General features: G+C 67.7%; 20 protein-coding genes. 13 read left to right on the forward strand and 7 right to left on the reverse strand.

From position 1 onward, the window contains the following. The first annotated feature begins 4 nt into the window (after positions 1-4). On the forward strand, positions 5-1,309 hold the full coding sequence (locus FBY35_RS02455; protein ID WP_142212189.1) for a CHAT domain-containing protein: 1,305 nt from the start codon (positions 5-7) through the stop codon (positions 1,307-1,309). Positions 1,310-1,328: 19 nt separating this feature from the next. Here the strand turns inward: FBY35_RS02455 and FBY35_RS37680 are convergent, their stop codons facing one another. After that, on the reverse strand, positions 1,329-1,757 hold the full coding sequence (locus FBY35_RS37680; RefSeq protein ID WP_313904638.1) for a DUF4232 domain-containing protein: 429 nt from the start codon (positions 1,755-1,757) through the stop codon (positions 1,329-1,331). Positions 1,758-2,387: 630 nt separating this feature from the next. Here FBY35_RS37680 and FBY35_RS02465 point away from each other — a divergent pair. Next, positions 2,388-3,488 carry a mechanosensitive ion channel family protein gene (locus FBY35_RS02465; protein WP_142212190.1) on the forward strand — a complete coding sequence of 367 codons (1,101 nt, stop codon included), beginning with the start codon at positions 2,388-2,390 and terminating at the stop codon, positions 3,486-3,488. A gap of 53 nt (positions 3,489-3,541) precedes the next feature. On the opposite strand, the gene FBY35_RS02470 is transcribed toward FBY35_RS02465, so the two are convergent. Further along, positions 3,542-5,341, reverse strand: coding sequence for a VanW family protein (locus tag FBY35_RS02470; RefSeq protein ID WP_186356845.1), 1,800 nt, complete (start codon positions 5,339-5,341; stop codon positions 3,542-3,544). A 476-nt stretch (positions 5,342-5,817) separates the two neighbouring features. Here FBY35_RS02470 and FBY35_RS02475 point away from each other — a divergent pair, with 476 nt between their 5' ends. Together FBY35_RS02475 and FBY35_RS02480 are read left to right on the forward strand one after the other, a co-directional pair. Next, complete coding sequence (locus tag FBY35_RS02475; protein WP_186356846.1) at positions 5,818-6,114, forward strand: DUF3303 family protein; 297 nt, start codon at positions 5,818-5,820, stop codon at positions 6,112-6,114. A gap of 155 nt (positions 6,115-6,269) precedes the next feature. Beyond that, the gene (locus tag FBY35_RS02480; protein WP_142212191.1) at positions 6,270-7,265 is read left to right on the forward strand and encodes an NAD(P)-dependent alcohol dehydrogenase; all 996 of its coding nucleotides are present in this window, start codon (positions 6,270-6,272) and stop codon (positions 7,263-7,265) included. 71 nt (positions 7,266-7,336) lie between these two features. Here the strand turns inward: FBY35_RS02480 and FBY35_RS02485 are convergent, their stop codons facing one another. Together FBY35_RS02485 and FBY35_RS02490 are read right to left on the reverse strand one after the other, a co-directional pair. Continuing rightward, a complete protein-coding gene (locus tag FBY35_RS02485) occupies positions 7,337-7,534 on the reverse strand; it encodes a hypothetical protein (protein WP_142212192.1) in 198 nt (65 codons plus the stop codon). Between the two features lie 62 nt (positions 7,535-7,596). Then, entirely contained in the window at positions 7,597-9,129 is a 1,533-nt protein-coding gene (locus FBY35_RS02490; protein ID WP_142212193.1) for a S8 family serine peptidase, read from the reverse strand. Positions 9,130-9,562: 433 nt separating this feature from the next. On the opposite strand from FBY35_RS02490, the gene FBY35_RS36335 reads away from it, so the two are divergent. The 3 genes from FBY35_RS36335 (at position 9,563) to FBY35_RS02505 (ending at position 11,474) form a co-directional block, all read left to right on the forward strand. Next, positions 9,563-9,736 (forward strand): hypothetical protein, encoded by a 174-nt coding sequence (locus tag FBY35_RS36335; RefSeq protein ID WP_186356847.1) that lies wholly within the window; start codon positions 9,563-9,565, stop codon positions 9,734-9,736. 155 nt (positions 9,737-9,891) lie between these two features. After that, positions 9,892-10,836 carry a ribose-phosphate pyrophosphokinase gene (locus tag FBY35_RS02500; protein ID WP_142212194.1) on the forward strand — a complete coding sequence of 315 codons (945 nt, stop codon included), beginning with the start codon at positions 9,892-9,894 and terminating at the stop codon, positions 10,834-10,836. Positions 10,837-10,916: 80 nt separating this feature from the next. Then, a complete protein-coding gene (locus FBY35_RS02505; protein ID WP_260848656.1) occupies positions 10,917-11,474 on the forward strand; it encodes a chloramphenicol phosphotransferase CPT family protein in 558 nt (185 codons plus the stop codon). Here the strand turns inward: FBY35_RS02505 and grpE are convergent. After that, positions 11,469-12,101, reverse strand: a complete 633-nt coding sequence (grpE, locus tag FBY35_RS02510; RefSeq protein ID WP_142212196.1) for a nucleotide exchange factor GrpE — start codon at positions 12,099-12,101, stop codon at positions 11,469-11,471. The genes FBY35_RS02505 and grpE overlap by 6 nt on opposite strands. Then, entirely contained in the window at positions 12,098-13,978 is a 1,881-nt protein-coding gene (gene dnaK, locus FBY35_RS02515; RefSeq protein ID WP_142212197.1) for a molecular chaperone DnaK, read from the reverse strand. Before dnaK ends, grpE begins: the two co-directional genes overlap by 4 nt. A gap of 294 nt (positions 13,979-14,272) precedes the next feature. On the opposite strand from dnaK, the gene FBY35_RS02520 reads away from it, so the two are divergent. The 6 genes from FBY35_RS02520 to FBY35_RS02545 all read left to right on the forward strand — a co-directional run bounded on the left by FBY35_RS02520 (position 14,273) and on the right by FBY35_RS02545 (position 21,941). Beyond that, complete coding sequence (locus tag FBY35_RS02520; RefSeq protein WP_142212198.1) at positions 14,273-15,268, forward strand: ABC transporter permease; 996 nt, start codon at positions 14,273-14,275, stop codon at positions 15,266-15,268. A gap of 40 nt (positions 15,269-15,308) precedes the next feature. After that, entirely contained in the window at positions 15,309-17,069 is a 1,761-nt protein-coding gene (locus FBY35_RS02525) for an ABC transporter substrate-binding protein (RefSeq protein ID WP_142212199.1), read from the forward strand. A gap of 109 nt (positions 17,070-17,178) precedes the next feature. Beyond that, positions 17,179-18,189, forward strand: a complete 1,011-nt coding sequence (locus tag FBY35_RS02530) for an ABC transporter permease (protein WP_142212200.1) — start codon at positions 17,179-17,181, stop codon at positions 18,187-18,189. Further along, on the forward strand, positions 18,186-19,289 hold the full coding sequence (locus tag FBY35_RS02535) for an ABC transporter ATP-binding protein (protein ID WP_142212201.1): 1,104 nt from the start codon (positions 18,186-18,188) through the stop codon (positions 19,287-19,289). Before FBY35_RS02530 ends, FBY35_RS02535 begins: the two co-directional genes overlap by 4 nt. Before the next feature lie 22 nt (positions 19,290-19,311). Continuing rightward, positions 19,312-20,328, forward strand: coding sequence for an ABC transporter ATP-binding protein (locus FBY35_RS02540; protein WP_142212202.1), 1,017 nt, complete (start codon positions 19,312-19,314; stop codon positions 20,326-20,328). 110 nt (positions 20,329-20,438) lie between these two features. Continuing rightward, entirely contained in the window at positions 20,439-21,941 is a 1,503-nt protein-coding gene (locus tag FBY35_RS02545) for a DUF6056 family protein (RefSeq protein ID WP_142212203.1), read from the forward strand. Here the strand turns inward: FBY35_RS02545 and FBY35_RS02550 are convergent. Beyond that, positions 21,916-22,893 (reverse strand): glycosyltransferase family 2 protein, encoded by a 978-nt coding sequence (locus tag FBY35_RS02550; protein WP_142212204.1) that lies wholly within the window; start codon positions 22,891-22,893, stop codon positions 21,916-21,918. The two genes, FBY35_RS02545 and FBY35_RS02550, sit on opposite strands and share 26 nt — an antisense overlap. Positions 22,894-22,967 lie beyond the last annotated feature (74 nt).

A 22,967-nucleotide genomic window follows, 5' to 3' on the forward strand; every position in this document is an offset into this window, starting at 1 on the left:
AGCGATGCGCCGGCTGCGCACGATCCGGCGCAGCCAGCGGGAGGCCGTGGCGCGGGCGAAGAAGCTCCCGGCGTCGGCCGGTCTCGACTCCGTCGCCGCGCTGCGGGCGCAGGCGGACCAGATGCTGATGGCGGACCTGGACGCGGTCATCGGCGATGCCTCACGCGGATACGTGCTCGCGGGAACGACTGCCGTGCCCGCCGTTGTTGCCGCGAGCGCGACCTCCCGGTCCGTCGTCTATGTCGTACCCGGGTTCGGCGCAGGGGCCGCGATCCGCCTGGAGGCGCCGGAGACCGGACGTGAACTGTGCGAGAGCATCACGCTTCCGGACCTCGGGCTTGACGCCGTCCGGGCCCAGGGGAAGAAGGTGCGTGAGGTCCTGGCGTCGGACGAGCGGCGGATCAGGGTGCGGAACCAGGCAGTGCAGGAGGCGCACGAGGCCGTCGGGGCGGCCGTGTGGGGCCCGGTGCTCGACGCCTGGCCGGAGCTCGGGGGAGGACGCGTCGCCCTGATCCCGCTGGGCGAGAGCGCGTTGCTGCCGCTGTACACGGCACCCGTGGACGGTACGCCGGCCTGTGGTCTGATGGACCTCACCGTCGTTCCGTCCGGGGACGCCCTGATGTTCGCGGGAGCCTGGCCCCGGCCGGCCACGCGCGACCCACTGATCGTGGCCGATCCCTGGTACGACGACGGGGAGGGCGGGAGGCCGATCCCGTTCACCGTTCCCGAAGCCCGGACGGTGGCAGCCATCCACGGCGTGGAGCCGGTGATCCTCCGCGAACCGGAACAGGCCTCCGAGGAGGGCGAGGGGGACCGTTTGCGCACAACAGTGGGACCCGCGCGGCCCGTTCCGCCGTCAGGTGAGGCCCCGCACGACCTCGCGCACCGGATCACCGCGGCCAACCTCGTCCACCTCGCCGGTCACGGCACCCTGGACGCGCACGAACCGCTCCGGTCGGCGATCCTGCTCGGGCGGCCGCTGCCGCTGTCCGCGCTGCTCGAACACGACATCCAGCGCGGCACGACGGTCGTGCTCTCCGCCTGCCACCTGGCCGGGATCGGCACTCACCTGCCCGGGGAGCAACTCGGCTTCCCGGCGGCGATGCTCGCCATGGGAGCAAGCTCCGTGATCGCGGCGCTGTGGTCCATGCCCGACTCCGAGCAGACCGTCGCGTTGATGTCCTGGCTCCACGAGGAACTGAGCGGCGAGGCCTCCCCGTCCGTGGCCCTCGGCCGCGCCGTGACGCGCGCCATGGCCGAGGGCATCCCCGCGACGGTCTGGGGTCCTTTCACCCACTTCGGAGCCTGAAGTGCAGCGTCCCGCGAGGTCAGGAGGGCTTTGTCGCGGATACGGCGGTGACAGTCACCTTGTCGTCGCACTCGGCCAGAGAGCCGTCCTCCAGAGCGACTTGGTGCGCTCCGGCCCCCGGGATGCCGACCACCAGGGTTGGGTAGGTGACGGGCTCGGATCCGGATACGCAGTAGCCGTCGGCCTCACCCTGGACCTGCACGAACGTCAGCTTCGTCCATGCCTTGCCGGCCGGCGCGACCCGCACCGCGGACGCGGAGCCTGTAGGGGTCACCGTGAGCGGACGGTTCCGCTGTGGCGAACCATTGCCCGCACCCGCCACGGTCGGATGGCCCTGGACGATGCACGGCTTGCCGGACACATTGGTGAACTCGACGACCACCGCTCCGACTCCAGTGCCCGGCGGCCGGACGTGGGCCTGGTACATGGACGCCCTGAGGTCCGCCACAGCACATGCCTTGGCCGTGGGGGACGAAGACCCGGATGACGGGTCCTGGGCCGTCGGAGAGCCGCCCTCCGCAGGGCGCGAAGCGGCGGAAGTCGGCGTGCCGGAGGAAGATCCTCCCGCCTCGGTCGGCGCACCCGACGGCGAACCGGCCGGCCCTGCCGCGTCCCCGCCCGGCTGACACCCGGTCATGAGCAGTGTGGCTGCCGACGCGGTGACCATCGCCATCGCGGCTCTGCGGATACCCGTTCCGTACTGCATGAAGCCCCCGAAGTAGAAGTTCAGGTGCCGGTTCCTCACCGACACTCGACGCTTGAGAGGACACGGCCGGCTTCCTGGGTTCACCTGCTCGAGCGGCTGTGACACGACGGTGACACGGCACGATACGTTCGTGACGTTCTCCGTGGCGGGAGGCCAACGCCGTCCGCACTTCCGCCGGCGCGAGCCCACCCGCAGCACAGTCCGGGGCGTGCGGCAGGATGACAGGTCGCGACGGGTGGGCTCCACACTCCCCGGCGCGGCCGCACAACCGCGCTCCCAGAATTCAACAGGTGCCACAGTGACAACGCATCACATAAGGATCCAAGCGGCAACCACGGCCGCCGGAACTCCCCGTGCAACTGGAGGGACGCAGTGAACCGGGACCTCACCATGCACGACCTGTTCGTCGCCGGAATCGCCGTGGCCGCAGGCATCGCGGCCGCCCTTGTGCTGCGGGTGATCCTCAAATGGCTCGGTATACGGGCCGACAGAACCCGCTGGAGCGGTGACGACATCCTCGTCCACGCCCTGCGCGCACTGGCCCCCTGGGGCGCGATCACCGGTGGCGCGGCAGTCGCGGCGTCAGTTCTGCCGCTGAGCGCCGGGGTCCAGCGCAACGTCACCATGGTGCTCACCGCCGTGCTCATCATGGCCGCGACGCTCACGGCCGCGAGGATCGTCGCCGGGCTGGTGCAGGCTCTTGCCCAGTCCAAGTCCGGTGTCGCCGGATCGGCCACCATTTTCGTGAACATCACCCGCGTCCTGGTGCTGGCCATGGGTTTCCTGGTCGTGCTGGAGACCGTGGGCGTGTCCATCGCACCGTTGCTCACCGCGCTGGGCGTCGGAGGTCTGGCAGTGGCCCTCGCCCTGCAGGACACGCTGGCCAATCTCTTCGCAGGCGTGCACATCCTTGCTTCCCGAACGGTGCAGCCCGGTGACTACATCCGGCTCAGCAGCGGCGAGGAGGGCTATGTCGTCGACATCAACTGGCGCAACACCGTGGTCCGTCAGCTCTCCAACAACCTGGTGATCATCCCCAACACGAAGCTGTCCGGCACCAACATGACCAACTTCCACCGGCCGGACCAGCAGATGACGCTGAACGTCCAGGTGGGAGTCGGCTACGACTGCGACTTGGACCATGTCGAGCGGGTCACCACGGAGGTCGTTGAGAGCGTGATGGAGGACATCGACGGCGGCCTGCCCGACCATGAACCGGCCGTTCGTTTCCACACGTTCGGCGACTCCCGGATCAGCTTCACGGTGATCCTTGGGGTCGGCGAGTTCAGTGACCAGTACCGGATCAAGCACGAGTTCATCAAGCGCCTGCACCGGCGCTACCGCGCCGAGGGCATCAGCGTTCCCGCTCCGACTCGCACCATCGCCCTGCGGCAGGGAGAGGCGTCGATTCCCCACCAGCTCTTGTCCACGGAGCCGATGACCGCGCCGAAGCACGGAACGCCGCCCGTGTGACGTCGGGGCCGGGGCCCACTGCCTTTCGGCGCGGGGACCCCGGCGGCCTCGCGTCAGCTGAGGGGGCCGGCTGCGCTCTCCGCCGCTGCGGGTGGTGCGTCCGATGCGCCGGGCGTCGCTGCGGAGCCCGGTTTCTCCGGGGTGCATGTGACCTTGTCGCGAGGCGTGTAGTGGGTGTTGAAGTCTTCGCGCTTGACTTCCCAACCGTCCTGCACGAAGACACGGCCGACGGAAACGTCGAACCCCTCAAGTGGGGTCTGCACCTCGCACTCCGGGCCGCTGTCCGTGCGCGTGGCGGGCGGCTTGATGTTCGTGCGCGGCCCCTTGGTCGCCCGTATCTCGTCGTACTTCTTCGTGCCCAGGAAGGTGATGGTCACCGACGTGTCGGTGGATTGGGCCTTGATGTAGATGGCGTGACCGGAGTCGTTGATCCAGCGGAGGTCGAGGGTGCCCCACGCGACCGTGGCCTCGCGGCCCTCGGGGTAGCGCTCGATGTAGAAGGAATGGGCGCCGTGCTCCACGGGCTTGACGCCCGCGAAGAACAGGGCGTTGAACATGGTGGTGGCAACTGCGGAGACGCCGCCGCCGGAGGACTTCACGTACTGACCGTTGTTGATCATGAGGCCGTCGACGAAGCCGTTCTCCTTCGTGCGCTCGCCGACCGTCCGGTTGAAGCTCCACTCCTGTCCGGGCAGGACAACCGAGCCGTTGATGAGCTCCACCGCACGGCCGACGTTGGTGGTGCGGTAGGGCGCGCGCGGGAAGTTGACGGTGAAGGAGGAGACCTTCTCCTTGATGCCGAGCCGCTGTGCCGATGCGCTCGTGAACTGCGGATGGAGCGTCGTTGTGGCTATCTCGCCGGTGCGGGCGGCGCCGGTGCGGGTCAGGAGGGGTACCACGGCCTCGCCGAGTGCCTTCGCGGTGACCTGCCGCCCCGTGCCGCTTTCCTGGGCCACTACGACGCGGTCATGGCTGTCGAGCCGGAGCACGGCGTCCTGAGGAACCTGGGAGGCGTCCCGCACCGGGCGGGAGACGGCGGGGTCGGTGAGCAGACCCTTGGAGTCGAGGGCGGGAACGAGGCGGTTTCCGCCGTCGGGCTTCATCGCCAGATGCCTGCCGAGCGCGGCTGGGCCGATGGGTATGCGCTGGTCGGCGAGGGTCAGTGTGACCGGGCCGGACATCGCGGGCTGTGCGAATTGCTCCAGGGCCCGCTCGGTTTCGTGCGTGCCGACGCGCGGCGGCGTCTGCTTCACCGGCAGCACGACGGGCGCCGAATGCGGCGTACGGAGGTAGCTGTCGCGGATGGTGTCGAGGGCCTTGTCTTCGATCACGGTGACGCCTGTGACCGGAGCGACGGCCTTCGCCCTGCCATTCTCGAACGATATGGACCCGTCCCGCACCTGACGCTCGGCGGCCTCGGTGATGCGGTCGAGTCCCGTCCGGCCCTGGTGCCTGTCCACTCGTACCACCGGCTCGACGTCCCGGCCGTCGGAGGCGAAGAGTCTGCCGATCGCCGTCGCCGGGCCGGAGCCTGCGCTCGCAGCACGGTCGATGGTCGCCGCGGTGTCGAGGGACAGCCCGAGCGCGCCGGGATCGGCCTTCTCTGTACGGTCACCGATCTTCAACGCGACCGGTGCCGCGAACGCCGGCCCGAGCTTCCGGTCGAGCACCCGCTGGGCCTGTTCCCGGTCCATCCCGCCGATGTCGACCCCGCGCACGCTGGTGCCGTCAGCGATGTCGTCGCCTGCCACGAGCCCCGTGACGTACAGGCCACCGAGTCCAAGTACGACAGCCCCACCCGCGACGGGCAGAACCATCCGCCAATTGACGGTTCTGCTGCGTTCGCGTCCCATGTCTCTCCTCTAGCTCCGACGGGCCGGAAAGGTGCATTTGGCCAGCCAGAGACGGACCTGCACAAACGAATTCGCCCAGAATAGTTCAGAAAATGGGCGAAATCGGAAGAATGTAAGATCCGTCACGATCGGGGCGGTGGCCCTTGCGATCTACTCAACGTGAGGGGCACAAAGCAGTCAGTCACTCTCCCCAAGTCATGGCGGCCCGACGAGAGCCTCGGTCCAGGAGGCGTCCCGCACCCTGCCCGTGACTACAGGGCCCTGGTGCGGCTCCCAGGACCCGTCGGCCAGGCGGAGCGCGACCCGATCGGCAAAGCCGCATGCCGCGACCGCCCGCCGCCCCCCGAACAGCGACACGGATGGAGGACGAGATGTTGCCGCCCTGGTCACCCGAGGCGAGGCTGAGCGGGACGCCATCAGGCTCAGCGGGCGCGAACCGGACCGCGCCGGCCGGTGAGGCGGAAGGAGCAAGATCGATGAGGGTCATACTGAGAGCACACCTGGACACCCAGCTGTCCAATGAGGCGCTCAAGAGCGGCAAACTGCTGAAGATCATGCAGTCGCTGGGGGAACAGCTCAAGCCCGAGGCCGCCTACTTCGGTCCCAGCGAGGGCGGGCGGAGCTGCACCTTCGTCTTTGACATGCAGGACAGTTCTCAGCTGCCCACCATCGCGGAGCCGCTCTTCGAGGGACTCGGTGCGAGGATCGAGATCCAGCCGGTGATGAACACCGAGGACATGAAGAAGGGGCTTGCCGCGGTGCAGCGGGGCTGACCCCACCCGCCGGCCCGATCGGCATCCCTCCGGGCGTCACCTAGGGATGGTCCCCGATGTCCGGACCCAGGGCGTTCCCCTACCGTCGCGAGTAGTGCGGAGCTTTCCGGCCAGTCGGCCCTTCCGTACCGAACTCACTCGTTACGGAGAACGCGATGAAGGCAATCGTCCAGGACCGGTACGGCTCACCCGACGTCCTGGAACTCAAAGAGCTCGACAGGCCGGTGCCCGCGCCCAACGAGGTTCTTGTACGGGTCCACGCGGCCGCGGTCAACGCGCGCGACTGGCACATCATGCGCGGCGACCCGTACATTGCGCGCCTGATGCTCCCCTCCGTGTTCGGGTTCAGCGGGCCCAAGAGGCAGATCCGGGGCAGGGACTTCGCGGGCCGGGTGGAAGCGGTGGGCGCGCAGGTGACACGGTTCCGTACTGGCGATGAGGTGTACGGCGACCTCGGCAACGCCGACGGAGCGTTCGCCGAGTACGTGTGCGCCCCGGACACGACGGTGGAGCCGAAACCCGCCAACCTGACCTTCGAGCAGGCGGCAGCGATACCGCTGGCGGGCAACACCGCCCTCATGGGCCTGCGCGACGTCGGGCGGGTGAAACCGGGACAGCACGTCCTGATCAATGGTGGGTCGGGCGGCGTGGGAACGTTCGCCGTACAGATCGCCAAGTCGTTCGGCGCGGAGGTGACCGCCGTCTGCAGCACCAGAAACGTGGATCTGGTGCGGTCGCTCGGCGCGGACCACGTCATTGACTACACACGGGACGACTTCACTCGTGGCGGACGGCAGTACGACGTCGTGTTCGACCTGGTGGGGAACCGTTCGCTGGCCGAATACCGGCGCGCGCTGACGCCGGCGGGGACGCTCGTCCTGTCGGGCGGCGGTGTGTCTGGCGGCGGCAGCGCTGTCGGGCCGGTGGGTCTGCTCATCAGGGGTCAGGCGCTCTCCCCCTTCGTCCGTCATCGGCTGCTCGCACTCACGGAGTCGCCGGGCAAGGAGAACCTTGCGGCGCTGAGGGAGCTCGCCGAGTCCGGGAAGGTCACTCCAGTCATCGACCGGACATTTCCGTTGAGCCAGGCACCCGAGGCCATCCGGTACCTCGAAGTGGAGCACGCGCGGGCGAAGGTCGTCATCACGGTGTGAGGCGGTGGAGTCTCTCCACGCCGCGCGGGGCACGAGGCCGGGCGAGCGGTCCTGCCCACGAGATCCAAGTGCTACTGGTCGGCGGCACGCCAGGGGAACGGGGCGAGGTCAGGCTCGACCCAGCCGGTCCGAGCGGGCACGCTCGCCAGCGTCGCAGAGCGGTAGAAGCGGGTGAGCAGGCGTTTGTCGAGCAGAGCAGGGTGGTGTTCGGCAAAGTCGGAGAAGGTATCGGTGTCCTCCTCGGCCACGATCAGGTCTCGGCCGGCCATGGACACGGCCATGGACGAGCCCTGAGGCCCGCAGATACTGCGTGCCCCAGGGCTCGGGTGGGTCAGTGCTGTGTGACAGCGTCGAGTGCGTTGACGATGCCGTAACCGTAGAAGCCGTTGACCCGCTTGGAGCCCTTGCAGGTCGAGTCCTCGATGCCGTTGCCATCGGGGTCGTACAGGCCGGTCGGGCAACCCGGGTTGTCCGCCTGGGCCTTGAGCAGGGTCTGCAGAGCCAGCGGACCGGCCCATGGGTGGGTGCTCTTGAGGAGCGCCGCCACGCCGGCCACGTGCGGGCCGGCCATCGACGTGCCCTGGAGGAAGGCGTACCCGTTGTTGGGCATGGTCGCCAGGATCCGGCCGTTCTTCGACGGAGTGTCCGGGATCTGGTACTTGTCGCCGCCCGGGGCCGCGACGTCGACGACGCCGAGTCCGTAGCTGGAGTAGTACGACTTCAGGTTCTGCACGCCCGTCGCGGAGACCGTGACGACACCGGGCAACTGGGTCGGAATATCGAAGCACTTGTGCGGGTCGACGGTCCGCGGGACCGGGGTGGTGTCGTCGGGGCTCGAGTCGTCGACAAGGGCGTCGGAGTCCAGGTCGTCATTGGAATTGCCCGCGGACGCGACGTGCAGAGTGCCCTTGCTCTGCGCGTAGAGCGAGGCCCGGTTGACCGCGTCGACAATGGCCTTCTGGTCCGGGTCGTCCATGCAGTTGTAGAGCCACGGGTCGATGTAATAGCTGTTGTTGGTTATCTCGACGCCGTGGTCGGCGGCGAAGACGAACGCACAGACCACGCTCTCCGGGAAGAAGAGGCTGGTCGTCGGGTCGCTCACCTTGATCGAGGCGACCTTGACGCCCGGAGCGACACCGGCCACACCAATGCCGTTGCGGGCGGCGGCTATCTCGCCCGCGACGTGCGTGCCGTGGTAGTCGTTCGCCGGGTCGTAGGGACGCCAGGCGCCGTCACTCGTGTCCGCGACGCCGCCCACGCAGTTGGCGGACTGGCTCTTGGAGAAGTTCGGGGCGAGGTCCGGGTGGGTGTCGTCGACACCGGTGTCGATCACGGCGACGGTGACGTTCCTGCTGCCCGGGTTGATCTTGGCGGCCTTGTCCGCGCCGATGGCGCGCAGGTCCCACTGGTCGGCCTCGAGCGGCTCGGCGCCATCGGTGCCGGCCGCGCCTGCCTGGGCTTTGGCGCTGTCCACGTACTCCGGAGCGCCGATCTCGGTGGTGCTCGCAGGGGCGAGTGCGGCGGTACGCGTGGCACCAGCGCTCTGTACGCCCTTGACCGTGCGCATCTGCTTGGCGAAGTCGGGGTTCGTCGAGTGGACGACGATGACGCCGATCTTCTCGTGGGTGATGACAATCGTGCCGCCGGCCGCGGCTATCGCCTTCTCAACAGCCTTGATGGTGCCGTGGTTCGCCTTGGTGTTGACCACGTACGAGAGCTTGGGGCCCTCCGCGGCCGTCGTGGCAGGGGTGTCCTGAACGGCGGCCTGGGCGGTGCCCGGCAGAAAGCCGAGCGACGCGGTCAGCGCCAGACCGGCCGGCACCGCGAGAGCGGCACGCAGGCGTCTGGAGCGGAGCTGAGCCATGAAGTACTCCACATCATCAGTGGGGCCGCCCACAGCGGGTACGCATGGGCGGGGGTACGTGACGAAGAAAGCTAGCGTCGACCAACTGTGCGTATCAATGGCCAGCGACAATAGGTTTCTTCGTTCACTCCCGCCTCACCCGCAGACATTGCCGGTCCGAAGTGGCCGCCGACCGCGAGATGTTCGCCGATGGTGGCGCGGAGGCGTCAGCGCCTGGACTCGCCGACCATGACGAACCCGGACGAGCAGGGTCGCCCGCAATCGCCCGTCGCCGCCGACGAGACCGCCACTCTGCTCGGCTTACTGGAGTACCGGCGCGCGACCTCGGCGGGGAGCCGGCCGCCCCCGGCGCCTGCCTGAAATGCGCGCTTCTCAGTCGCATGAAAACCTGGTAGCAGCCCATAGTCCGACATCCGCGCCAGGAGGCACGATCATGGGCAGGAAACAGAGTCGGCAAAACCGCGGCGCCCGCACCGGCGGCCATGATCGCAGCACCGCCGCGGAGGCGAAGGAACAGCAGCCAAGGGCCTCGGCCCCTCGTGACACGGAGCACCGGATCTCCGAGCCGGCCACCCGCAAGCACCAGCGGAAGTTCGGCCACAACTGATCCGGCCCGTCAGCCGGCCGTGCGGTTGGCGACCGCCCCGGTGAAGGCCCCTGAAGTACGGTAGGGGCCGACCGGGGTTGAGGTCTGCCCCGGTCACGCGCAGCCGGGCCGGTAGCCTGTCGGTGGTATCCGATCGATCACGCCGGGAGCGGTTCGTGCGAGACATCGCCGTATTCAGCGGTAGTGCCCATCCCGAATTGGCAGCCGAGGTCTGTGCCCATCTGGGTGTTCCGCTCAGTCCGGTGCGGGTGAGCCGGTTTGCGAATGACTGCCTTGAGGTCCAGTTGCAGGCCAACTGCCGTGAGCGGGACGTCTTTCTGGTCCAGCCGCTGGTCACTCCCGTACAGGAGAACCTCGTTGAGCTGCTGCTGATGTGCGACGCCGCCCGCGGCGCATCGGCCAGTCGCGTCACCGTGGTCATGTCGCACTATGCCTATGCACGTTCGGACAAGAAGGACGCGCCGCGGATCTCGATCGGCGGGCGACTGGTGGCTGATCTCCTGGTGGCTTCGGGGGCCGACCGCGTCCTGGCGCTGACGCTGCACTCGCCTCAGGTGCACGGCTTCTTCTCGGTGCCCGTGGATCATCTGCACGCTCTGCGCGAGCTGGCCGAGCATTTTCGCGGCTACGACCTGTCGAACACGACCGTTGTCTCTCCGGATCTGGGTAACGCCAAGGAGGCGGCCGCATTCGCCCGGCTACTGGGAGCGAAAGTGGCAGCCGGGGCCAAGCAGCGCTTCGCGGACGACCGGGTGAGCATCAGCTCGGTCATCGGGGACGTCGCCGACCGTGATGTCATCGTGCTCGACGACGAGATCGCGAAGGGCAGCACCGTCCTTGAGCTGCTGGGCCGGCTGAGGGAGTTGGGCGCCAGGTCGATCCGGGTCGCCTGCACGCACGGTCTGTTCTCCGCCGGCGCCCTCAAGCGTCTGTCCGATCAGCCCGATGTGCTGGAGATCGTCTGTACGAACACCGTGCCCATCCCGGCCGAACACCGCACGGACAAGCTGACGGTCCTGTCGATCGCCCCGGCGCTGGCCGAGGCCATGCGGCGAATCCACAACGGCGAGTCGGTCAGCGCGCTGTTCGATGCACCGTGACCGGCGAGAGGTCGGCAGGCCCGGCTCCCGGAGCCGACCGCTCCTCAAGCTCGGCGGAACCGGGGCGGACAACCGGCGGACTGATCATCTTCCTGAACGGCACCTCGAGTTCGGGCAAGTCGAGCATCGCGAAGGAGTTGCTCGCCGTCCTTGACGAGACGTGTTTTCACATGCCGGTGGACGCGTTCCATGCCATGCGTTCGCGACACGAACTCACCGAGGAGCAGCTTCATGTCGTACTCAGGCACACATGGATGGGCTTCCACCGAGCGGTCGCCGGAATGGCCGCGGCAGGCAACACCGTCGTCGTGGATCATGTCCTCAGCGAGCCGTGGCGCCTTCGCGACTGCCTGGCACTGTTCCCTCCCCAGGACGTCGTCCTCGTCGGGGTGCACTGCCCCCTGCCGGAGCTGGAACGACGGGAGCAAGCCCGCGGCGATCGTCCGCCAGGGCTGGCCGCCCGCCAGATCAACCAGGTCCATGGCCACGGCACGTACGACATCGAGTGCGACACCGGCAGTACGAGTCCGCTCGACTGCGCCCGCCAGATCAAGACCTTTCTCCCTCGGCGGCCGGCCCCCACCGCGTTCGAACGGCTGAGAGCGGCACCTCTCACCGTGCCCGCGGCCGTCTCATGAGGCCGGCGGACTGACGGACCGCGGTTCGGCGACCGCCACCTGTGCAGGGCGCAGGAGGTGGTCGCCGACGTGGTATCCCTTGCGCAGGACCGCGGTGCAGGTGGGGTGTTCGACCTGGTCACTGGGGGTGGAGCGGACGGCCTCGTGCACGACCGGGTCGAAGGGGTCGCCCGCCGCGCCGAAGGATTGCAGGCCCAGGGCGGCCAGTTCGGCCTCCAGCGCGTACGCGACGCGCTGGAAACCGCCGGTGACCTCACCCTGTTCGGCCGCCTCAGCCAGGGTGTCGAGTACGGGCAGGAGCCGGCCGAGCACATTGGCCACGGCGATCTCGCGGACGGCCAGGCGGTCGCGGCGTACCCGCTTGCGGTAGTTGTCGTATTCGGCCTTCAGGCGTTGCAGGTCGGCGGTGCGTTCCCGCAGTTCCTCGCGGAGCCCGGACCCGCGGGGCGGCGACTGGTCGGCCGCGAGCCTCTGGCCGCGCGAGCCCGGAGAGCCGCCGTCGCGTTCGGTCCGCTTCCGGTCGCGACGGGCAGGGGTGGGGAGCGTGGCGGGAATGCGGATCTGCCTGTCCCTGACGATGCTCAGCGGCGGGCCGGGGAAGCCATGAACGTCATCCGGGCGGTTCATCCTGCGCTCCCCTCCTGCTTGTCGTCGTCGACGATCTCGGCGTCGACGACCTCCTCCTCGGCTTGCTCCTTGGCCTTGTCGTCGGCCTGCTCGCCGGCGGGGGTGCCGGAGGCGGGGGCGCCTTCGGCCTGCGCCCTGGCGTACATCGCCTGGCCGAGCTTCTGGCTGACCGCGGCGACCTTCTCGGTCGCCGTGCGGATCTCGGCCGTGTCCTCGCCCTTGAGCTTCTCCTTCAGCTCGCCGAGCGCGGTCTCGACCTCGGTCCTGACGTCACCGGGGACCTTGTCCTCGTTGTCCTTGAGGAACTTCTCGGTCTGGTAGACGAGTTGCTCACCCTGGTTGCGGGTCTCGGCGGCCTCGCGGCGAACGCGGTCTTCCTCGGCGTGCCTCTCCGCTTCGCGGACCATCCGGTCGATGTCGTCCTTCGGCAGCGAGGAGCCGCCGGTGACGGTCATCTTCTGCTCCCTGCCCGTGCCCAGGTCCTTCGCGGTCACGTGCATGATGCCGTTGGCGTCGATGTCGAAGGCGACCTCGATCTGCGGGACCCCGCGCGGCGCCGGCGGCAGACCGGTCAGCTCGAACATCCCGAGCTTCTTGTTGTACGCCGCGATCTCCCGCTCGCCCTGGAAGACCTGGATCTGCACGGACGGCTGGTTGTCCTCGGCCGTCGTGAAGATCTCCGAACGCCTGGTCGGGATCGTGGTGTTGCGCTCGATCAGCTTGGTCATGATGCCGCCCTTGGTCTCGATACCGAGCGACAGCGGGGTGACGTCGAGGAGCAGGACGTCCTTGACCTCACCCTTGAGGACACCGGCCTGCAGAGCGGCACCGATGGCGACGACCTCGTCCGGGTTCACACCCTTGTGCGGATCCTTGCCGGTGAGCTCCTTGACGAGCTCGGTCACCGCGGGCATACGGGTCGAACCGCCGACGAGAATCACATGGTCGATGTCGCCGACCTTGATCCCCGCATCCTTCACCGCGTTGTGGAACGGGGTCTTGCACCGGTCGAGCAGGTCTGCGGTGAGCTGCTGGAACTGAGCCCGGGTGAGCTTCTCGTCCAGGTGCAGCGGACCCTCGGCAGACGCGCTCAAATACGGCAGATTGATGTTCGTCTCGGTCGCCGCCGACAGCTCGATCTTCGCCTTCTCCGCGGCCTCACGCAGCCGTTGCGTGGCCATCTTGTCCTTGGAGAGGTCGATGCCGTACGCGTTCTTGAACTGCTTGGCCAGATGATCCACGACGCGCTGGTCCCAGTCGTCCCCACCGAGGTGGGTGTCACCGTTGGTGGCCTTCACCTCGACGACTCCCTCGCCGATCTCCAGCAGCGAGACGTCGAAGGTGCCGCCGCCGAGGTCGAAGACGAGGATCGTCTGGTCGTTCTCCTTGTCGAGGCCGTAGGCAAGCGCAGCCGCCGTCGGCTCATTGATGATGCGCAGAACCTTCAGGCCGGCGATCTCCCCGGCCTCCTTGGTGGCGGTGCGCTGAGAGTCGTTGAAGTACGCCGGGACGGTGATGACGGCGTCCGTCACGTCCTCGCCCAGATACGCTTCGGCATCGCGCTTGAGTTTCTGGAGCACCCGGGCGGAGATCTCCTGCGCCGTGTAGCGCTTGCCGTCGATGTCACCGCTGTCGGGGAAACGCCAGTCCGCCTCGCCCATGTGGCGTTTGACCGACCGTGCGGTGCGCTCGATGTTGGTGACAGCCTGCCGCTTGGCAACCTCGCCCACCAGTACGTCGCCGCTCTTGGCGAACCCGACCACTGACGGGGTCGTCCGGGCGCCCTCGGTGTTGGTGATGACGGTGGGCTCGCCGCCCTCCAGAACGCAGACCACCGAGTTCGTCGTTCCCAGGTCGATACCTACTGCACGCGTCATGGCCTTCTCCTCAGCCAAAGGTGCTCTCACCTGCCGATATGGAGGAAACCTCCTCATGATCCTGCTTAAGACCTCATCGTGCGCCTGTCAAGATGTCGCCGTTCTGGTGATATTTGCCCTATCGACCATTAGAGTCCATTCACCTTATTTGCTTATAATGAGACGTTCTGATTCACCTGGTCTGGCGACCCATCGGACCGGTGCTGGATGGATGATCACCGCCCATAGAGGGGCGTCGTCGTCTGTCATGGCTGCACCTGGAACCGGTCACCACCGGACAGGGGGTGCAATGCCATGACGGCCCCCATAGAGGTAACCGGCTCAGCCGCCGAGGCCCAGCCGGATTCAGTGCTGTCCGGGATGGGCGAGGGGATCGAGGGACGGTCGCTCGGGCAGATCGCGTGGATGCGGTTCAAGCGTGACAAGGTCGCCGTCGCGGGCGGCATCGTCGTTCTCTGCCTGATGGTGCTGGCAGTCTTCGCCAAGGTCATCGAATCGGTCTTCAAGCTGGAACCCAATGCCTTCCACCAGAATCTGATCGATCCGGTGCTGCTCAGGCCCAAGGGGGCATGGGGCGGGATCAGCTGGGACCATCCGCTCGGCGTCGAGCCGCAGTTCGGCCGTGACCTGCTCGCGCGGATCATCGAGGGTGCTTGGGTGTCGCTGGCGGTCGCGTTCGGCGCGACCGTGCTGTCGGTGACTCTCGGCACGGTGCTGGGCGTGGCCGCCGGCTATTACGGGGGCTGGGTCGACACCGTGATCAGCCGCCTGATGGACATCTTCCTGGCCTTCCCGCTGCTGCTCTTCGCGATCGCGCTGTCCGCCTCGTTGCAGGGCGGCGCCTTCGGACTGCACGGGCTGACGCTCCATATCAGCGTGCTGATCTTCGTGATCGGTTTCTTCAGCTGGCCCTATATGGGGCGCATCATTCGCGGCCAGACCCTTTCGCTGCGCGAGCACGAGTTCGTGGACGCGGCACGGACCCTCGGTGCCCGGGGGCCGCATGTCCTGTTCAAGCAGCTGCTGCCGAATCTCGTCGCGCCGATCATCGTCTACTCGACGCTGCTGATCCCGACGAACATTCTTTTCGAGGCCGGTCTGAGCTTCCTCGGCGTCGGCATCCAGCCGCCGCAGGCGTCCTGGGGCGGCATGCTCAACCAGGCCATCAGCCTCTACCAGGCGGATCCGTGGTTCATGTTGGTCCCGGGTCTGGCGATCTTCATCACTGTCCTGGCATTCAACCTGCTCGGCGACGGACTCCGGGACGCCCTGGACCCGCGGAGCAAGTGATGCGCGTACCGATTCCCGTCTCGGGCGAGGGGAGCTCGTCATGAGGAGATCAAAGACCACATTCGTTCTTGCGGGGGCCGCAGTCGCGGCGCTGGTCGTGTCCGGATGCGGCGGCAACGGCGGCGGCGGAACGGCGGGGAAAGCCCCCACCTTCAACGCCGGCATCACCGGCGTGGTCAATCCCTCCGACAACGAGGGCGGGACAGTGGTGTACCAGCTGTCGAGCACACCGGACTCGATGGACCCCGGCAACACCTACTACGCCTTCATGTGGAACTTCTCCCGGGTCTACGCGCGGGCGTTGACCACCTACCAGCCCGCCCCCGGCAAGGGCGGCCTGAAGCTGATACCCGACCTCGCGGCGGGGCTCGGCAAGTCCAGTGACAACGGCAAGACCTGGACGTACCACATCCGTCCGGGCCTGAAGTACTCCGACGGCACACCGATCACGACCAAGGACGTCAAGTACGCCATCGAGCGCAGCAACTACGCGCCCGAGGTGATGTCCAACGGACCGACGTACTTCAACGCGTATCTGGTGAACAACACCCCCGAGTACCAGGGGCCGTACAAGGACAAGACCGGTGACCTGAAGTCCATCGAGACGCCTGACGACACCACCATCGTCTTCCACCTCAGCCAGCCGTTCGCCGACTTCGACTACCTGGTCAGCAGTCCGCAGACGGCGCCTGTGCCCCAGGCCAAGGACAACGGCGCGGACTACGTGAAGAACGTGATCTCGTCCGGCTCGTACATGTTCCAGAGCTACCAGGACGGCAAGGGCGCAACGCTGGTGAGGAACCCGCACTGGAGCGCGTCCTCCGACACGATCCGCAAGCAGCTCCCGGACAAGATCACCGTCCAGTTCAACATCGCCCAGACCACGGTCGACCAGAACCTGATCGCCGGGAACGCGACGCTCGACATCGCAGGCGCCGGCATCGCGGCGCAGAGCCAGGCCGCCACCCTCAGCAACCCGACACAGAAGGGACACCTCGACGACGCGCAGAGCGGCGCGCTCGCCTATGTGGCGATCTCGACGGCCGTGAAGCCCTTCGACAATGTGCACTGCCGCAAGGCGATGGAGTACGCGGTCGACAAGGTCTCCGCGCAGACCGCGACCGGCGGCGACATTCACGGTGACATCGCCACGACGATCCTGCCGCCCACGGTCTCCGGCCACGTCAAGTACGACCTGTACAAGACCCCTGGTTACAAGGGAGCCAACTCGCCGGAGGGCCTCGCCGCAGCCAAGTCCGAGCTCCAGCAATGCGGCCACCCCGGGGGCTTCTCCACCAACATCTCCGCCCGCTCCGACCGGCCCAACGAGATCGCGATCGCACAGGCCGTCCAGGCCTCGCTGAAGAAGGTCGGGGTCAACGTCGGCATCCAGCAGTACCCCTCGGGCAAGTACTTCACCGACGCCGCCGGCGCTCCGGCCTTCGCCCACTCGCACGGCCTCGGTCTGATGATGATGGCGTGGGCCGCCGACTGGCCGGACGGCTACGGCTTCCTCCAGCAGATCATCGACGGCACGGCCATCAAGGCCTCGGGCAACAGCAACCTGTCCGAGCTCAACGATCCCAGCATCAACCAGATGCTCGACACGGCCATCGGCAACACCGACGCCGCAGCCCGCACCAAGGCGTGGGGTGACATCGACAAGGCGGCGATGGCGCAGGCACCTCTGGTGCCCCTGCTGTACCGCAAGGACCCGCTGTACCGCCCGGACCAGGCGACCAACGTGTACGTCACCGAGGCATACGGCATGTACGACTACCTGAACGTCGGCGTCAAGTAGCCCTTGGCGGGCGCGCGGACGTCTGGAACGGAGGAGCTGAGGAGGTGAAGGGCGAGGCCCACTGCCGACCGGGCCGAGGCCCGGCCGGCGATGGCCGCGCCGCCCAACCGTGGGTGCGTACATCATCCGCCGCCTGGCGGCTGCGGTGATCCTGCTGTTCGTCGTGACGGCCATCACCTTCGCGATCTTCTTCCTGGTGCCACGACTGGCCGGCGAGACGAGCACGCAGTTGGCCGCTCAGTACGTCGGCCGCGACCCCAGTCCAGAGGCGCTGGCCGCCGTCCAGAAGAACCTGGGGTTCGACCAGCCGCTGTACACGCAGTACTGGCAGTTCGTGCACGGCATCTTCGCCGGCCGCACCTTCCACTTCGGGCCGGACGCGTCCCACTGCGAGGTGCCCTGCTTCGGCTACTCGTTCAAGAGCCATCTGCCGGTCTGGCCGCAGATCACCGAACGCATCCCTGTGACACTGTCGCTGGCCGTGGGTGCGGCGATCATCTGGCTGGTCAGCGGTGTGTCGATCGGCGTGCTGTCGGCGCTCAAGCGCGGCTCGCTCTTCGACCGGCTCTCCATGGGCATCGCACTGGCCGGCGTCTCGCTGCCGATCTTCTTCACCGCGCTGGTTTCGCTCGCACTGTTCAGCTACAAGTGGCCGGTCTTCCCCAACCTGCAGTACGTACCTTTCACCACGGATCCGCTGCTGTGGGCGAAGAATCTGGTGCTGCCCTGGGTCACCCTCGCCTTCTTGTACTCGGCGCTGTACGCCCGGCTCACCCGGGCGGGCATGTTGGAGACGATGAGCGAGGACTACATCCGCACCGCGCGGGCCAAGGGCCTCAGCGAACGGACGGTGGTCGTCCGGCACGGCCTGCGCGCCGCGCTCACCCCGATCATCACCATCTTCGGCCTGGACATCGGGCTGCTGCTCGGCGGTGCCGTACTCACCGAAACCGCCTTCTCGCTGCCCGGAGTCGGGCAGTACGCGGTGCAGGCGATCGCCGACAACGACCTGCCCAAGATCATGGCCGTGACCACGCTGGCCGCCTTCTTCATTGTCGTGGCCAACCTTGTGGTGGACGTGCTCTATGTCGCTGTCGACCCCCGGGTGAGGTACTCATGAGCCGCAAATCTCGTGAACAGCCGCCGCTGGAGGCTCCCATCGGCAGTGTGGAGGCGGGCCGCGGCGCCCTCACCGGTGCCGGCTTTCTCCAAATACGCGACTTGCGCATCCACTTCGACACCGACGACGGCCTGGTCAAGGCCGTGGACGGCGTCTCCTTCGAGCTCGAGCGCGGCCGGACGCTGGGCATCGTGGGCGAGTCCGGCTCCGGAAAATCGGTGACCTCGCTGGGCATCATGGGCCTTCACCGCAGCGGCAAGGCCAAGATCTCCGGCGAGATCTGGCTGGACGGCGAAGAACTTGTCTCCGCCCCTCCCGACCGGGTGCAGCACCTGCGGGGCCACAAGATGGCGATGATCTTCCAGGACCCGCTGACCGCGATGCACCCCTTCTACACGATCGGCGCCCAGATCACCGAGGCCTACCGGGTGCACCACCCGAAGGCAAGCCGCAAGAAGGCCCGCCTCCGGGCGGTGGAGATGCTCGAACGGGTGGGCATCCCCCAGCCCGCCACCCGGGTGGACGACTATCCGCACCAGTTCTCCGGCGGTATGCGCCAACGTGCCATGATCGCCATGGCCCTGGTCAACGACCCGTCGCTGCTGATCGCCGACGAGCCGACGACCGCGCTGGACGTCACCGTCCAGGCGCAGATCCTGGACCTCATCCGGAAGCTGCAGCAGGAGTACGGCTCCGCGGTGATCATCATCACTCACGACCTGGGGGTGGTGGCCGAACTGGCCGACGACATCCTGGTGATGTACGCCGGCAAGTGCGTGGAGAAGGGCGAGGCCAAGCAGCTGTTCACCGCGCCCGAGCATCCGTACACCTGGGGCCTGCTGGGATCCATGCCGCGCATGGACCGCGAAATGCAGGAGCGGCTGATCCCGATCGCCGGCAACCCGCCGAGCCTGATCAGGCTGCCACGCGGCTGCGCGTTCCACCCTCGCTGCCCCTTTGCCGACCGCAACGGCGACAGGTCCTTCACTCAGGTCCCGGAGCTGACCGACGCTTCGGGCACCGGCCACCTCGTGGCCTGCCATCTGCCGCCCGAAGAACGGCGCCGGATCTTCGCCGAGGACGTAGCGCCCCGGCTGTGAGGCCGGACGAAGGAGGTGGACCATGGGACCGGCGCAGACCACGGATCACGAGCCCCTGCTGAACGTCGAGGGGCTGGTAAAGCACTTCCCCATCACCCAGGGCCTGCTGCGCCGTCAGGTCGGCGCGGTGCGGGCGGTGGACGGCATCGACTTCAGCGTGCTTCCCGGGGAGACGCTGGGCGTGGTCGGCGAGTCGGGCTGCGGCAAGACCACGACGGGACGGCTGATCATCCGACTCCTCGAGCCGACCGCAGGGAAGATCGAATTCGAGGGACACGACATCACGCACCTGTCCCCGGGCGCGATGCGGCCCCTGCGCAAGGACATCCAGATGATCTTCCAGGACCCGTACTCCTCCCTCAATCCCCGGCACACGGTCGGCACGATCGTCGGCGCGCCCTTCCGGCTGCAGAAGGTGGAGACCGAGCAGGGAGTGAAGCGCGCCGTCCAGGAGCTGCTGGAGCTGTGCGGGCTCAGCCCCGAGCACTACAACCGCTATCCGCACGAGTTCTCCGGCGGCCAGCGCCAACGCATCGGCGTGGCCAGAGCGCTGGCGCTGCGGCCGAAGATGATCGTGGCGGACGAGCCGGTGTCGGCGCTGGACGTCTCGATCCAGGCCCAGGTGGTCAACCTGCTGGACGACCTCCAGGACGAGCTGGGCCTCACCTACGTGATCATCGCGCACGACCTGTCGGTCATCCGGCACGTCTCCACGCGGGTGGCGGTGATGTACCTGGGGAAGGTGGTGGAGATCGGCGGCAAGGACTCGCTGTACCACGGGCCGATGCACCCCTACACGGTTGCGCTGATGTCCGCGGTCCCCGTCCCGGACCCCGAGCGCCGCACGAAACGCGAACGGATCCTCCTCACCGGCGACGTGCCATCACCCGTGAACCCCCCTCCGGCGTGCCGTTTCCACACCCGCTGCTGGAAGGCGCAGGAGATCTGCCGGATGGAGGAACCGCCGCTGCGAGAGCTCAAGCCGGGGCACCTGGTGGCCTGCCACTTCCCGGAGAACATGACCGGCGAAGCCGACTAGCGCGCAAGCATCGGTGCCGCAGGCGGCCTGCCGCGTCGGCGATGGAACGGCACATCCCGGATTCGCCTCTAGGGATTCGCACCATTCGTTTCCCGAAAGGCAAGGTTGATATGGCCGTCGACGCATCGAGCGTCGCAGGAGAGCAGGACCACGCGTCACGTGAAGGGCGGAAGAACGGCGGCCGGAGCACCTCGTCTTCATGGCGGACCGCCTGGCCGCCGGCTCTGTCGGTGCTGCCGCTCGGTCTGCTCGTCATGGCGTCGTGGACCGGCCGGTACGTGCGCCCCAGTGCGGACGAGTGGTGCTTCCTGCCGAGCGTGCGCGACCACGGGATTTCCGGGCTGATCGGGAAGTTCTACTTCACCGACAACGGACGGGTGGGCAACGGCCTGCTGGTCGGTCTCTACGCGCAGTTCCCGGTCGCCGGCCACCAGTGGTTCGGGCTCGTCAGCGGCGTGCTCATGCTGGTTCTGCTGTGGGCCCTGACCGTTCAACTCCTGCGCCGGGCCGATCTGGAGGTGCCGCGTGGTCTCCCGTTGCTGGTGGCCTCAATGATCACCGCGGTCTTCCTCTTCGCGACCCCCAATACCTACAAGACGTTCTACTGGCCCGCCGCCTCCGTCTCGCACACCGTCGCACCGGTGCTCGCCTGTGCAGTCGCCATCCCGCTGCTGCGCGCGGGGGGCCGCCGCAGCCGTATCGCTGCCCTGGCCGTCGTGTTCACGGCAGGCGTCTTCATGGGCACGCTCTCCGAAGAGGCGTCGGTCGTCGCGCTCGTGGTGTTGTCCTGTGTGGTGCTCTTCGCGCACCGCCTCTTCGCCGAGCGCGTGAGGGCCTTCGCACGGCGCTGGTCGCTGCTCGGGATGGCCGGCGTCATCATCGGCACCGTCGTGCTGATGACGTCGCCCGGTTCGCGGAACCGCCGCGAGCACTACGGTGCCGACCGCGCGTCCATGCTCGCCCCCGAATCGCTGCTCGGCTCCCTGCGCGGTTACGGGCAGATACTCGAGACGATCTTGACCACCTGGCAGTACACAGGAGCCGTCGCGGCCGGCGTCCTCCTCGGTCTTCTGGCCCGCGGCCACGCCCGGCGGCCCGCCGTTCTGCTGCCCTGCCGCCCGCTGCTGCTCGCCGCGCTCGGCTCGGCCGCCTTCCTGGTCTCCGGCTATCTGTGCACGGTCATCACGTACCCCGTCTTCGGAGCGGACGTCGTGACGACGGAACGCACATGGAACGACTACCTCCTCCTCTACGTCATGCTGCTGGTCGGCGCAGGTGCCTTCATCGGGCGTTCGCTCCGGCTGCGTGTACGGCGTACGGGTGTGGTGGCGGCGGGAGCCGCGGCGGTGTGCGCCGCGGCGGTGCTGGGACTGGTCGGCCCGCTGAACGGACTCGGGAACGCCATGCAGGTACGGGCCGAGAAGTGGGACCGTCAAGACCGGTATCTGCGCGGACAGGCGGCACACGGCGCCAAGGTCGCGCCGTACACGCCCGTGTCGGTCGCCTGGATGCTGGAGCCCTTCAGCAATCACGGCCGCAGAGTCTGGCCGGCGCAGTGCGTCGCCGACTACTACCACCTGGACAAGGTCACTTACGCGCCGCAGCGTCCCTGAGCGCGGGGGCGGAGGCGGCCCCGTGGGACATGTCTGTCTCCCGGACCACATAGTGGGGCCGCCTCTTGGCCTCGTGGTAGATACGGCCCACGTACTCGCCGATAACGCCGAGCGTGGCGAGCTGGATGCCGCTGAGGCCGACGATGGCGGTGATCAGCGTCGCGTACCCAGGGGTGTCCACTCCGTCGAGCAGGACGTTCGCGATGATCCACAGGGCGTAGCCGAGGGCCGACAGGAAGAGCCAGAGTCCGGTGTGGATCGCCATGCGCAGAGGGCGGCTGTTGAAGGAAAGCAGCCCGTCGATGCCGTAGTTGAGCAGCCGCCGGCCGCCCCACTTGGACTGTCCGGCCGCGCGCTGCACGTTCTGGTACGTGAAGCTGACCGTGTCGAAACCGATCCAGGAGAAGAGCCCCTTGGAGAACCGGTTGCTCTCCGGGAGGGAGAGGACGGCATCGACGGCGCGGCGCGAAAGCAGCCTGAAGTCGCCTGCCCCGTCGACGACTTCGACCTCCATGAACCGGCGCACCAGACCGTAGTACGCCCGGCTGAGCGTCCTGCGGAGCGGGCCTTCTCCTGCCCGGTCGCGCTGCGCGACGACTTGGTCGAAGCCGTGCCGCTGCAGCTCCAGCATGCGCGGCACGAGCTCCGGCGGGTGCTGCAGATCGGCGTCCATGAGGACGACGGCTTCACCGCAGGACATCCTCAGCCCGGCAAGCATCGCCGCCTCCTTGCCGAAGTTACGGCTGAAGGAGGTGTAGCGCACGCGGGGGTCCGCGGCCGCGAGGTCCTGCAGGTGGATACGGGTCCGGTCGCTGCTGCCGTCGTCGACGTAACAGATCTCGAAGGCCGTCCCAGTGGGCTCGAGAGCGCCGACAAGTTCCGCGTGAAAGGCGCCGATCACCTCACTCTCGTTGAAGCAGGGCACGACGACCGATGTAGGGACCCTTGTCATCTCTCTCCATGCGCTGAGGTGCGGGGCGGGCTGCGTAACGGTTGCAACTCGTCGCGTAGGGAGGATGGTCGGCG

Source organism: Streptomyces sp. SLBN-118 (assembly GCF_006715635.1).
In the GTDB taxonomy this organism is placed as follows: domain Bacteria; phylum Actinomycetota; class Actinomycetes; order Streptomycetales; family Streptomycetaceae; genus Streptomyces.

Coding starts and splice junctions, on each gene's coding strand:
- FBY35_RS02455 (WP_142212189.1), top strand. CDS start 5: ATGCGCCGGCTGCGCACGATCCGGCGCAGCCAGCGGGAGGCCGTGGCG.
- FBY35_RS02470 (WP_186356845.1), bottom strand. CDS start 5,341: ATGGGACGCGAACGCAGCAGAACCGTCAATTGGCGGATGGTTCTGCCC.
- FBY35_RS02475 (WP_186356846.1), top strand. CDS start 5,818: ATGAGGGTCATACTGAGAGCACACCTGGACACCCAGCTGTCCAATGAG.
- FBY35_RS02480 (WP_142212191.1), top strand. CDS start 6,270: ATGAAGGCAATCGTCCAGGACCGGTACGGCTCACCCGACGTCCTGGAA.
- FBY35_RS02485 (WP_142212192.1), bottom strand. CDS start 7,534: ATGGCCGGCCGAGACCTGATCGTGGCCGAGGAGGACACCGATACCTTC.
- FBY35_RS02490 (WP_142212193.1), bottom strand. CDS start 9,129: ATGGCTCAGCTCCGCTCCAGACGCCTGCGTGCCGCTCTCGCGGTGCCG.
- FBY35_RS36335 (WP_186356847.1), top strand. CDS start 9,563: ATGGGCAGGAAACAGAGTCGGCAAAACCGCGGCGCCCGCACCGGCGGC.
- grpE (WP_142212196.1), bottom strand. CDS start 12,101: ATGAACCGCCCGGATGACGTTCATGGCTTCCCCGGCCCGCCGCTGAGC.
- dnaK (WP_142212197.1), bottom strand. CDS start 13,978: ATGACGCGTGCAGTAGGTATCGACCTGGGAACGACGAACTCGGTGGTC.
- FBY35_RS02520 (WP_142212198.1), top strand. CDS start 14,273: ATGACGGCCCCCATAGAGGTAACCGGCTCAGCCGCCGAGGCCCAGCCG.
- FBY35_RS02525 (WP_142212199.1), top strand. CDS start 15,309: ATGAGGAGATCAAAGACCACATTCGTTCTTGCGGGGGCCGCAGTCGCG.
- FBY35_RS02535 (WP_142212201.1), top strand. CDS start 18,186: ATGAGCCGCAAATCTCGTGAACAGCCGCCGCTGGAGGCTCCCATCGGC.
- FBY35_RS02540 (WP_142212202.1), top strand. CDS start 19,312: ATGGGACCGGCGCAGACCACGGATCACGAGCCCCTGCTGAACGTCGAG.
- FBY35_RS02545 (WP_142212203.1), top strand. CDS start 20,439: ATGGCCGTCGACGCATCGAGCGTCGCAGGAGAGCAGGACCACGCGTCA.
- FBY35_RS02550 (WP_142212204.1), bottom strand. CDS start 22,893: ATGACAAGGGTCCCTACATCGGTCGTCGTGCCCTGCTTCAACGAGAGT.